The sequence below is a fragment of the Paenibacillus sp. FSL H7-0714 genome, assembly GCF_038003765.1.
Classification (GTDB): Bacteria; Bacillota; Bacilli; order Paenibacillales; family Paenibacillaceae; genus Paenibacillus_AQ.
In genome coordinates this window covers 3,423,518-3,436,254 of record NZ_JBBOPT010000001.1, presented here as the reverse complement: position 1 = coordinate 3,436,254, position 12,737 = coordinate 3,423,518, and the positions used below count along the sequence as shown (strand labels likewise).

Annotated in this window: 10 protein-coding genes; 1 reads left to right on the top strand and 9 read right to left on the bottom strand. The window is 44.6% G+C overall.

Annotation, left to right across the window (positions count from 1 at the left end; translation table 11 throughout):
- Nucleotides 1-87: 87 nt before the first annotated feature.
- The 4 genes from NST34_RS15275 to NST34_RS15260 all read right to left on the bottom strand — a co-directional run bounded on the left by NST34_RS15275 (nt 88) and on the right by NST34_RS15260 (nt 4,943).
- Entirely contained in the window at nt 88-1,071 is a 984-nt protein-coding gene (locus NST34_RS15275) for a glycoside hydrolase family protein (protein ID WP_341128169.1), read from the bottom strand.
- 64 nt (nt 1,072-1,135) lie between these two features.
- Entirely contained in the window at nt 1,136-1,300 is a 165-nt protein-coding gene (locus NST34_RS15270; RefSeq protein ID WP_341128168.1) for a hypothetical protein, read from the bottom strand.
- Nucleotides 1,301-1,623: 323 nt separating this feature from the next.
- Nucleotides 1,624-3,201 carry a response regulator transcription factor gene (locus NST34_RS15265; RefSeq protein ID WP_341128167.1) on the bottom strand — a complete coding sequence of 526 codons (1,578 nt, stop codon included), beginning with the start codon at nt 3,199-3,201 and terminating at the stop codon, nt 1,624-1,626.
- Complete coding sequence (locus tag NST34_RS15260; protein ID WP_341128166.1) at nt 3,201-4,943, bottom strand: sensor histidine kinase; 1,743 nt, start codon at nt 4,941-4,943, stop codon at nt 3,201-3,203. Before NST34_RS15260 ends, NST34_RS15265 begins: the two co-directional genes overlap by 1 nt.
- 300 nt (nt 4,944-5,243) lie before the next feature.
- Here NST34_RS15260 and NST34_RS15255 point away from each other — a divergent pair, with 300 nt between their 5' ends.
- The gene (locus tag NST34_RS15255; protein WP_341128165.1) at nt 5,244-6,866 is read left to right on the top strand and encodes a hypothetical protein; all 1,623 of its coding nucleotides are present in this window, start codon (nt 5,244-5,246) and stop codon (nt 6,864-6,866) included.
- Between the two features lie 68 nt (nt 6,867-6,934).
- Here NST34_RS15255 and NST34_RS15250 read toward each other — a convergent pair whose 3' ends face one another.
- The 5 genes from NST34_RS15250 to NST34_RS15230 all read right to left on the bottom strand — a co-directional run bounded on the left by NST34_RS15250 (nt 6,935) and on the right by NST34_RS15230 (nt 12,728).
- Complete coding sequence (locus NST34_RS15250) at nt 6,935-8,287, bottom strand: alpha-L-fucosidase (RefSeq protein ID WP_341128164.1); 1,353 nt, start codon at nt 8,285-8,287, stop codon at nt 6,935-6,937.
- A gap of 154 nt (nt 8,288-8,441) precedes the next feature.
- Entirely contained in the window at nt 8,442-9,794 is a 1,353-nt protein-coding gene (locus tag NST34_RS15245) for an alpha-L-fucosidase (RefSeq protein ID WP_341128163.1), read from the bottom strand.
- A gap of 376 nt (nt 9,795-10,170) precedes the next feature.
- A complete protein-coding gene (locus NST34_RS15240; protein ID WP_341128162.1) occupies nt 10,171-10,923 on the bottom strand; it encodes a hypothetical protein in 753 nt (250 codons plus the stop codon).
- A complete protein-coding gene (locus tag NST34_RS15235) occupies nt 10,886-11,752 on the bottom strand; it encodes a carbohydrate ABC transporter permease (RefSeq protein ID WP_341128161.1) in 867 nt (288 codons plus the stop codon). Before NST34_RS15235 ends, NST34_RS15240 begins: the two co-directional genes overlap by 38 nt.
- 16 nt (nt 11,753-11,768) lie before the next feature.
- A complete protein-coding gene (locus NST34_RS15230) occupies nt 11,769-12,728 on the bottom strand; it encodes an ABC transporter permease (protein ID WP_341128160.1) in 960 nt (319 codons plus the stop codon).
- Nucleotides 12,729-12,737 lie beyond the last annotated feature (9 nt).

Sequence of the window (12,737 nt, the reverse complement as noted above, 5' to 3'; positions counted from 1 at the left end):
AGAACAGTTTTCGTCTCGTTAGGTAGCCCGCAAACAATGATTTGCAGCCTTCTGACAAGATTAATTTCATATGGTAATATTATCAGCTCAGCGGCTATAGGCTTGTTCAGTCAAAGGAATCGCGACATTAAAGGCGATTTCCCTGTTCGAGTCTACCGCAGTGGCACAGTACAATACGACCGGGTGGCCGTTCTCGAACAGCAGTTGCGGCCTTTCCAACGCTTCAACGGACTGAACTACACCGTCCTCCCAGACAATCTGGCGCAGAAAAGCGAGCGGATGAGCGGCAGGGCCCCACTCGACGCCGTTCTCCGATTCGAACAGAGCGACAGAGCTCACCCCAGTCTTCGTGAAATATCCTTGAAAATCTTTGACCAGCGCATAGAAACGATCGTCCCGTGACCAGATAAAAGGATCCTCCACCGACCAGTCGTTATCAGGATTCACCATGATCGGCCCGGCAACTTTACGGAATGGCCCAAGCGGGTGATCGGCTTCGGCGACACCGCACACGACCGCGCCACCCTTGGGCAATGCCCCCTCTCCAACACCTTTGTAAATCATCAAGATCTTGCCTTGCGGCGTTACGGTTACGGTCGGATTGCTCACCATTAAATGATCCCACGCCCCCGGCGTCACGTCGATGGCGGGCTGGTGAACCCGGCGCCAAGGTCCGCCGGGATGATCGGCTTCGGCAACACCGATCCTCTGATGATTGCGATGATCCCAATACTCGCCATTGCCGTAGTTGCCTGTATAGAATAAGTAGTACTTATCTTGATAGGCAATCATGGTCGGATTATGTATGACGTCGGCATCCCAGCCTTCTCCTCTGCCTTCCAGCACGAACCGCCGAAATTTGAAAATCCCCAGCGGATGATCGGATACGGCGTAACCGACAAGCGATTTCGAGACCCATCCGTCATGCTTGCTTTCGATGGGCCAACATGAGAACAGCATATGGTAAAGCCCATCCTTGCCTTTAACAACAGTCGGGCACCAGACATGGTAGCCTTCCAGTTGAAAAGTTGCGCTTCGGGGTACCGGAAGCAGCATTGATTGAAAGTCCATTAAACCTTCACACCTCTCCTTAAATGTTATCTTTCTATTCTACGAAGAGCTTTTGGCATAAAATTCAATTATTTTGCGGCTTTATTCCAAAATATTCGGATGTTGCTGCAGATTCATTCTCTCCGAACGAATCTACCGCCCACTTGTAGGTCAGCAAATCAATCGCCTCGTCGAACTCCACTTTAATGACGGTGCAAATATCGTCTGTATCTGTCTCTTTGATTTTCAATCCAGATCGCACCTGGGATATTAAACTATGCCGCTCCGCCGATGATGCGATGTTTCAGTTCAGCACCACTTGCAAGACTGTTAACTTTTTTAATTTCGGCAGAGACAGCAAATAGAGCACATTATTGGCATTCAAGGCTTTGAATCGCTGAATTTACATCTCTGTCCCTCCTATCTATTGGTTTAACTCTATTTTATAGTTTGTTAACTCCGTTAATTTTCACTATCTTTTGAAGTTGTTTTGAAATCTATCGAATTTTTCGGACGCAGACGAATACACTGATTAAATAAAAAAACAAGACTGCTCAACGAGCAGTCTTGAAATTATTTGGATAAACGATTGCGATATTGTTTAGGCGTCAAATTCGTATATTGCTTGAAAATGGTGCAAAAATAACTTTCACTATAAATGCCGACGGCTTCCGATAACTGTTGAATGGTATAATTGCCTGAAACGAGCAATTCAATCGATTTATCAATTTTATGCCGGTTAATGTAGTCAACCAATCCTTCGCCCGTTTCCCTCTTAAAAAGTGTACTGAAATAGGACGGCGTTAAATTTACATGATCGGCGATCTCTTGCAACACTACGCGCTTGTCGATATGCATCTTAATATACGTTTTGGCTTTTTGGACTTCCGGTCGTAATAAATTCTCTTCCTGTGCCGCAATGGATTCGCGGAAACCGTTTATAAGTCCAGCGCTCCATTCTTGGACAGTTACGGCTTTCATCACTTGCTGTACGGCTTCGAGCGAAAGTCTTATCCGCATACGGTTGCTTATTCCGTCTTCAATATGCTTCATCAATGAAGCCAGAGCTTTAGGGGGCACCTTATGCTGGTGAAGCAATTGATTGATGGCAGCAATTGCCGGCCTACCCTTTATTTCCACCAGCAAGTCGACTATCAAAGCTGCCAAATGCGATAAATCTTCATTACGGTAAACGATTCTGGTAGTAGGTGTAACAACGGTCCCATCCAAATAAAACAAATCGCAGGCAATCTCCTTGGCCTGTAGAGCTGCCGTCATCATATTAAACGTGTCGTGATAGATCGAACTAACGGTTAAGGATACAGGCCATTTCAAATATTCCTTAATGTTAATTGCGATGTCAGAGCATAGACCGTAACTGATCCGTTCATACTCGTGCATGCTTCTCGTCGTCGGCCATGATAAATAAGCGAGGAACAATTGATCTTCCATTTCCAATACGAACCCGTTGCCATGCAATCCGATTACTTCTTCTATCACGTTCATCATGCCGTATTTAATGGCGCTTTGATCGCCAAAGGCATAGGTTTGACAGAACGCTTGATATTGATTGATCGTGATGGCGATGGCGCAATATCGATCGGCATCGAATTGAAGGCCCAGCCGAGAGATGATGGATTCAGCAAAAATCGCTTTGCCTCCGCCGCGGAAAAATTCCGAAAACAGTTGTTTTCTTATCCGATACTTGTTTTCCAGAAGCGACATATTCAGTTCCTGAAGTCTGTTCTGATTATTTTTGTTCTGATCTAGCCAATAAGCCGCTTTGGTGAGAGCCCGCTCCAAGTCCGATTCGTTCAACGGAACCTTGACCACATAATCGATCACTCCACTTGAGATCGCCCGTTTGGCATATGCGAAGTCCGAGTAGGCGGACAACACGATGAAAATCATATTGGGATAAAGCTCTCTCATCCTTTCGATCATGGTCAACCCATCCATAACTGGCATGACGATATCCGAAATGACGATATCGGGGACCTTGCTTGCCGCGAACGCCAATCCTTCCTCCCCGGAAAATGCTTCACCAATTAACCGAAACGGTTGTATGCCGGAGCGCTCGGCAAAAAAGTACTTTAATCTTTCCAATATGAGATCCTCATCGTCGACAACTAAACAATTATAAACCGTCACTACGCCCACTCTCCCTCTATGGAGGTTCCCGGTAATTGAATCTTTACGCTCGTCCCGTTTCCAGGTTCGCTTCCTATCGTCAAGCCGTATGGTTCCCCGTAATATAAACGAATCCTCTCATGAATATTGCGCATACCGATCCTTTGGCGGCCTCTTATGTTATCCCCGCTTGTACGGGATGGCATCTGTCCGGATAGAACGACATCCCTTATCTCATCAGTCATTCCGATGCCGCGATCCGCCACCTCGATGCATACCTTGTCATCCAGTCGATACGCCCGAATATAAATCGTTCCCGCTACTCTACCACCGTTGTAGCCGTGAAACAGGCAGTTCTCTACCAAAGGTTGAAGGAGCATTCTGAAGGTGAGATATGTATGAAGCCCTTCCTCCACTTCTTCAATAATTGGAAACTCCTTATTATATCGGATGGACTGAATCCGTATATAATCTCTGACGTTGTTAAGCTCCTCCATTAGCGGAACCTGCAACGAAGCGTCCGAGAGCCCATATTCCATAATGGATATGAGGGACTGAATGACCGGATCGACATTGTCCAGTTTGCCCAGCTTCACTACATTACTGATCGAACCTAACGTATTGTACAGAAAATGAGGATTCATCTGCGATTGCAGCATTTGAATCTCAAGACGGCGCTGGTTTTCTTTATTTACATCGAGCTGATTCATAAGCTCCATAATGCGTTTCAGCATATCGTCAAAGCTTTGCGCAAGCTCTCCAAACTCGTCCTCCTTTTTATAAGAAACGACAACATTTAGGTTGCCTTTTTTGACTGCGTTCATCTTATGGGTCAGATAACCAAGCGGCTTACGAATAAAGCGGGTAATCAACAGCGCGCTTACAAGACTGATGACAATACCTATTCCTAACACTGAAAAATAATATTCCTGCAATCTCGTTAGTGACTCTTGAATGCGCGAATAATCATTAATCGAAACGATGGTCCAATTAAAATCGCTTGCAGAAAGCTTGGAAATATTGACTTCGTCGCTTCCGCTTCCAACGGTTAGCTTGGGATCGGTGATCTCCATAATGCGTTTGCCGGTCAAGTTGGAAACCGAGAAAGTATGTTCATCGACCTGCAGCTTCCCTTTGCTTTCGGGAAAACCCGCAACGATTTTGCCGTCATTGTCTAGCAGAGCAAGATTCAGCAATTCTTTTTTGTTCAGCTCAAGCAGCGTATTCTCACTACTTTGGAGATCCAAATCCAGTGCAATGACAAGGGGAGGATTGGAACCCGGTAGCAACCGGGTGATCGTTACGGTCCACCCCGAGTAAGTGGAGGAATACGGTCCGTTTACGAGCGTCGTTACCGGATTCGTCAATGCGTTATTATAAATAACTGCTCTCTCCGGCAAAGGCTCGTCAAATACGCGATTTAGCATTCTTCCACTAAGAATCGAAAGATCAGGCTTAATAATATATACGTTCTTCACATATTCCATATTTAATTCGTATAGCTTTGTAAGCTGCTGGATCGTGTTGGTTGAAAGTCCCGAAGTTTCGACGGCAAAGATGATCGTTTGCAGAGATGTGAAGGTAAGAGAGAGATACTGGTCGACTTTATACATCATTTGTTCGATATAGTATTCATTGTTAGCATGGACTTGATGCCGAATATAGCGATACGACAATTCGCCGATTAGGATCACTCCGCTGAGAGCGCATACAAAGCAAATCATAAACAGTTTAAAAGCAATGCCTTTAAAACGTATTCGCACTCTATTCATCTCCTCTGCGTGTAGAACTATATTTTACATAGAAAGTATCGATTCGGCATCTATTATTTTTTAATTTTATATCAATATTTTTGGAACTTCTATACAAACGACCTCCGCATTGTCAAACTGAGGTTAAATATTATGGATTGATTTCGCTTTTAGGAGAATTAGGTGCTAGAACAAAAAACATAAAATATTAGACTAAATGAATTAAATTAAGGGATGTTGCTAATTGATTCCAAGTTATGATAATGAGGAAGATACTTCAACTTCAATCATTTTAAAAAGGGAGCGGTCAAAATGAAGAAAAAAAGAATGATTCTGGTTTTATGTTTGGCGGTTGTATTGGCGCTTAGCGCATGCAACAGCAATAAGCAGGCAAACAAGAACGAGTCTACCTCCGAACCGAGCCAGTCGGCATCGGCGGAACCGGGCAAATTTGACAAAAAACTTACGATTAAGGCGTTTAATGCGGGGGCGTTCAATCCGACAACGCAAATGCCCGACCGTGAGAACGATCCCATTCGCCAAATGCTGGAAAAGGCAGTCAACGTAGATTTTCAGATGACGATATTGCCTCCCGACCAGCAGAAAGCGAAGTTAAATTCGATGATTGTGGCCGGCGACATTCCCGATATGATCTTCATGACGGATCGCGCTTCGGCAGTCGAGTTTTATGATCAAGGAATTATCGCCGGTCTTGACGAAACGCTAAAAAACTATTCCGAGCTGCAAAATCGGTTCAAACCTGCAGAGTGGGAAGCGATGAAATACAATGGCGAAATGATCGGCACCCCCGGATATGAATTTGTAAGTGGGGTTAATGGCTGGTATATCCGCAATGACTGGCTGACGAAATTAAATTTAAAAGCACCGACAACGCCGGATGAATTGTTGGAAGTGATGAAAGCTTTCACCTTCAACGATCCGGACGGTAACAACAAAAATGATACGTATGGTTTTGCTCCAGGCTTATCGAAGGAAGGCATTATTAGCCCTGTCAATAACGGGGGTACCAATGCCGCTCTCGGCTGGTCAGCAATCTTCTGGATGTTCGGTGTCAATCCGGGTGTCGTGGATCAAATTAATGGAGAGCTTGTATTCGGCAGCACGGATCCGCGGACGAAAGAAGCGCTGGAGTTTATCAATAAAATGCTGGACGCTAATGTCGTGGATCCAGATTGGGTATCCACTACAGACGGAGTAGCGATCGAAAAGAAATTTTTAGCGGGAAAATCGGGTATTGTCATTACGGATTGGCGTTCGATGGAGCCGGCAGGTCAGGAAAAGATAAAAGCTGTCATTAACGAAGTTCCGGACTGGACAGTCATTGCTCCTCCCAAAGGACCGCATGGCGATCAAATTCTTAGCCTGAAGCCATTCCAAAACAATTCGTGGGCAATTTCCAAAGAAGCGGCCAAAGATCCCGAGAAGCTTAGCCGTATTATGGAACTGCTTCAATATTGGTACACAGACCAAGAATTTTACAAATGGGCATGCTATGGCGTGAAATCGATCTTCTGGGATGAGGTAGACGGAAAAGTTCAAATCAACCAGGAAAATAAAGCTGACAATGAGACCATAGAGAAATATAGATGGGCGACAAACTACGCTTTACCACGTAAAGCTAACGATGCGACATACTTCAACTTTCTAAACCCGCAAACGATTGAATTCCAAAAAACCAATCAGGCGAGTACAAAAGAGAACACAACAAACCCTTATGTATTGCCGGATCCAAGCGATACCAAATATGCGGACAGAATCAAATATATGAATGAAATGCTCCTTAAGTTTATGATAGGCAAAGAGCCGCTTTCGAAATGGGACGATTATCTAGCGACTCTGGACAGCAAGTTCGACTATGTGAAGTATAAAGAACATACGACAAAGCAGTTGCAAGATGCAGGCGTGTTGAAATAATGGCACGCAGCAATCATTAATAAAAAGACATCTGTTCGGCAAGCGCTCGAACAGATGTCTTTTCCTTGTCAATTTTCTCCGCCAGAGTTTGCGCTGCTATGCAGCGCCACCAAATCAATCTCTCCGTCGAACTCTACTTTAATAACCGTACAAACGTCGTCCTGATCCTTCTCATCGAGTTCAATCCATATCGACCCCGGCAAATTGAGCCAGACGGCTCCTCCGATAATACGATGCTTCAGTTCGGCTCCGTTTGCAAGACTTGTTATTTTTTTAATGGATGAACGGATGCCATTCAGCATAACGTACTTATGCGGCCGGTCATACACAAAAAGATAGAGCACCTTTTTGTCCTCGCTTAATGTAGAACCGCCTAGGAAATATTCCGGCTCGATCCCTCGTTCAGTCGGATATATAGCTTCTGCATATTTGCTTGTCCATTGTCCCAATTGAATGAGTCTTTCTTCGTAATCGGCATTAATTTCACCCGACTCGTCAGGACCTAGAGATATGAGCATATTGCCGCCCTTCGTTATGCACTCGCACAACATTCGAACGATTTGATGAATATCCTTGTAATTGTTGTCGTCAAACCTGAAGCCCCAAGAATTATTAAATGTGGTGCTTAATTCCCATGGGTTATGGATTGGCGTTAACGGGATATACATCTCCGGCGTTTCATAATCCCCGTACCCTTGAAGCCTTGAATTAATGACGGTATTCGGACTAAGTTCGTCGATCATTTCCCTGACCTCTTTGGCATTCCAAGGGTATCCTCGTCTTTCCAGCATAACATCGAAATACATTAAATCGATATCGCCGTACTGGGTTAGCAGCTCTCGAATTTCCCCTTTATATCGTTCCAGGAAGCGAGCCCATGCTTCCTTGTGAACAGGCGTTCCGACAATAACATCATCGCTTAGACGGCTCTCACTTCCCCTCAATTCTCTCCATATTTTCCTATATTCCGTCTTCACCTTATGCAGCTGTGCAAGTTCTTCGGGTGTTTTATCCAGAACAACGGAGAAATGATCGAGATCGGCCCAATCAGTATTCGTAAAATAAAGCCCCACCTTCAATCCCGCCTCCCTCATCGCTTCGCAATAAGGCTTAACTAAATCCTCTCCCGCAGGACTGCTTTTTACCACATTTAAATCCGTATACCGGGTATCAAATAGAGCTACACCATCATGGTGCTTAGCGGTCAATACTGCGTAATTGGCTCCCGACAATTTAAATAGCCTCGCCCATTTCTTAGGATCGTATTGGGAAGCGGTGAAACCGTTCAACTGACTCATATAGTCGTCATATGAAATTTCGCCTGTCGCAATGGACCACGATTCCGGAATGCCTTTTACAGCATAAATGCCCCATGTTATAAAAATTCCCAGCTTGGATTTTTTGAACCATTCTTGCATCATATCATTTAGTCTCCTTTGCATCACTAGTCATTAATATTTCATCCGCGTCAGTCCGACCTGCAAAAACCATAGGTGTGTTGAATTAACGGCACGCAGCAATCATTAATAAAAAGACATCTGTTCGGCAAGCGCTCGAACAGATGTCTTTTCCTTGTCAGTTTTCTCCGCCAGAGTTTGCGCTGCTATGAAGCGCCACCAAATCAATCTCTCCGTCGAACTCTACTTTAATAACCGTACAAACGTCGTCCTGATCCTTCTCATCGAGTTCAATCCATATCGACCCCGGCAAATTGAGCCAGACGGCTCCTCCGATAATACGATGCTTCAGTTCGGCTCCGTTTGCAAGACTTGTTATTTTTTTAATGGATGAACGGATGCCATTCAGCATAACGTACTTATGCGGCCGGTCATACACAAAAAGATAGAGCACCTTTTTGTCCTCGCTTAATGTAGAACCGCCTAGGAAATATTCCGGCTCGATCCCTCGTTCAGTCGGATATATAGCTTCTGCATATTTGCTTGTCCATTGTCCCAATTGAATGAGTCTTTCTTCGTAATCGGCATTAATTTCACCCGACTCGTCAGGACCTAGAGATATGAGCATATTGCCGCCCTTCGTTATGCACTCGCACAACATTCGAACGATTTGATGAATATCCTTGTAATTGTTGTCGTCAAATCTGAAGCCCCAAGAATTATTAAATGTGGTGCTTAATTCCCATGGGTTATGGATTGGCGTTAACGGGATATACATCTCCGGCGTTTCATAATCCCCGTACCCTTGAAGCCTTGAATTAATGACGGTATTCGGACTAAGTTCGTCGATCATTTCCCTGACCTCTTTGGCATTCCAAGGGTATCCTCGTCTTTCCAGCATAACATCGAAATACATTAAATCGATATCGCCGTACTGGGTTAGCAGCTCTCGAATTTCCCCTTTATATCGTTCCAGGAAGCGAGCCCATGCTTCCTTGTGAACAGGCGTTCCGACAATAACATCATCGCTCAGACGGCTCTCACTTTCCCTCAATTCTCTCCATATTTTCCTATATTCCGTCTTCACCTTATGCAGCTGTGCAAGTTCTTCGGGTGTTTTATCCAGAACAACGGAGAAATGATCAAGATCGGCCCAATCGGTATTCGTAAAATAAAGCCCCACCTTCAATCCCGCCTCCCTCATCGCTTCGCAATAAGGCTTAATTAAATCCTGTCCCGCAGGACTGCTTTTTACCACATTTAAATCCGTATACCGGGTATCAAATAGAGCTACACCATCATGGTGCTTAGCGGTCAATACTGCGTAATTGGCTCCCGACAATTTAAATAGCCTCGCCCATTTCTTGGGGTCGTATTTAGAAGCGGTAAAACGATTTAACTGACTCATATAATCGTCATAAGAAATATCGCCAGTTGCAATGGACCACGATTCCGGAATGCCTTTTACCGCATATATGCCCCAATGCACAAAAATTCCCAGCTTGGCTTTTTTGAACCATTCTTGCATCATATTATTTAGTCTCCTTTGCATCGCTCGTCATTAAAATTTCTCCCGCGTCAGTCCGACCTGCAAAAAACATAGTTATGTTGAATCGATATAGGCGCTCATCTTGTTAGATCTGTCCTCTCAGTAAGTTTGGATTTTATTAATTATATAAAGAAAGCGCTCGATAGATTTTAGTTATTTTACGCAAATATTCTAATATATTATCGAAACAGCAGATCGCCTTTCGCCTGCAAATAGGCATTAGAAAGCAATCTTGGACTCTCTGCTAATTTTTAACTACTCTGAAATTATCAATTCCGAGAAAATAGGCGCTGCTGCTTGCATTTTTCCCGGTAACGGTGAACAGAATGTATGTTTGCACGACGTGAGTGTGACCGCTTCAAACGGGGATATTCTGAAACCCGATGCAGCTTGGTATTGGTCGTACGGTGCTCCTACGTCGACTCCATCCACAGAGAGCTGTAAATACCTTTATTATTAGCTTCTCTGTGCTCGCGTAAATCGAGTACGTGCCTTGCTCAAGAATAACTATTGAATATTCGATGTATTGTCCAAGGCCTGTTGCGCCCAAGTGCTGCCATACTCCGCCGCTGGCTGCGCCATCGTTGCAGTCCGTGAACGAAGGAACTGCGATTGGAGTCAGGCTCAACGCCTCGTTGTACACCTCTTGCGATTTCACTAGCCGAATGTTATCAAATCCGAGTGTAAATCCGCTGCTGCCAGCGTTTTTCCCTGTGACACTAAATCGGAATGTATGGTTACCCGCCGAGTTCAGTAGAATATTCCCGATAGGAGCCTCCTTGAATCCGGGCGTCGATTGAAACTGATCATTAGGTATACCGACAGAGGTTCCATCCACGGAGACCTGATAAATTCCTTTGTTGCTCGCTACTCTGTTCGTTGCATATACCGAATACTCCCCCGACTTCGGAACTTGGACCGTATATTCCATGTATTGTCCGACTGCCGTTGCATTTAAGCCTTGCCAATATCCGGCGCTTGCTCCCGAGTCGTTGTAATTATGAACGGGAGGAACGGAGATAGTGGTCAGGCTCTCCGCCTCCGCTAGCAGCTCCGGAAATGCTTCTTGCGTGCTACCCTTTAACCGAACCCAACATAACTCCTTTGGCAAAATGTTTCTGAATGAATGGATACACGCAAAGGATCGGAACCGTCGATACGAGAACTGTAGCCATTTGAATCGCAATGATGTTAACCGGCGTACCTGACGAGCTTTCGCTTGACGTAAATTGTGCGGCCATCAAAATATTTCGAAGCACGACTTGAATTGGCATCAAATCCGGTTTTGTAATGTACATGACGGCATCGAAATAACTGTTCCAATGATATACTGCATAGAATAATCCGATTGTTGCAAATGAAGGAAGCGACAGCGGAATGACGATTTTCCATAGCATCTGCAGCTCGCCCGATCCGTCGATTCGAGCCGCTTCTTCCAGCTCCAGCGGCAACTGCTCGAAGAACGTTTTCATGACCAGAAAATTAAATACGCTGACAAGGCCCGGTAAAATGAGCACCCATACGGAATTAAGCAATCCTAGCGATTTGACTAAAATGTATGTCGGAATCATTCCGCCGCTGAACAGCATCGTAAATACGATAAACATAAGTAAGCCGGATCTTCCGGGGAGCGCCTTCTTCGATAACGCATAAGCCCCTAACGCTGTAAATAGCAAATTGAGCGCTGTGCCAACAATGGTCCGAAACAAAGTAATCGAATAGGCTTTATTGATTCCGAGACCGGAGAATACTATCCGATATGCCTCCAGCGTAAAATCCTCCGGAATGAGCACAATGCCTCGCCGCAGCATCTCAGACTCTGTCGTAAATGAGGCTCCTATTACATAAACAAACGGAAACAACGTTGCTGCTCCAATGAGAATTAGAAGGATATAGTTCGTGGTTACAGCGATGGAAGCGCCAAGGGATCGATTCTTCATATTTATCCTCTCCTATCTACCAAATTTGTCCGTCAAACTTTTTGGCAAGCTTATTGGCTCCGAGGACCAGAATTAATCCGATCACCGACTTGAACACGCCGACTGCGGTCGCCAATCCGATTTGCATTCGTTCCAGCCCTTCTCTATATACCCAAGTGTCGATGATATCTGCTTTCTCCGCGTTAAAGCTGTTAAGCAGCATAAATATTTGATCGAAACCCGCATCGAGAACTTGACCAAGCTTAATAATAAGCAAAATAATGATGACATTTCGGATCCCTGGCAACGTGACGTGCCAAAGCTGTCTCAGCTTGGATGCTCCATCCATACGGGCAGCTTCGTATAAGCTTGGATTGATTCCCGCTAAGGCCGCTAAGTACAGAATGGCTCCCCATCCGGCTTCCTTCCAAATATCCGAAGCAATGATGAGCGGGCGAATCCAGTTCACATCGTTCAAGAACGCTATTGGCTCAAAACCGTATTCCTTCAATAATAAATTGACAAGCCCCCCTCCAGGGGAAAATAAAGAAATCATTAGTCCGTATGCAATAACCCAGGAAATGAAATGCGGCATATATGTAATCGTTTGAATCGTTTTTTTGAACCAGTTCGAGCGTACCTCATTCAACATTAATGCAAGCCCTATAGGAGCCGTAAATCCAAACAACAACTTGTAAAACGAAATAACAATTGTATTTTCCATGATGTCCCAAAAGTAGACGCCTTGTATGAAGTTTTTGAAATTATCAAGACCTACCCAAGGACTGTCCCATAACCCGAGTCCGAAACTGAATTGTTTGAAGGCTACAACAATACCGAGCATCGGGATATATTTAAATACGAAAAAATAAACTAGCGTTGGCGTTAACAATAAATAGATAAATTTGTATCTTTGCCATTTGGCCCACAGCTGGCTTCGCTTTTTTTTGGAACGTCGTGCCATCGTGTCCGATAAAGTGGTTGTTGGTGTGTTCATTGCTTGTCT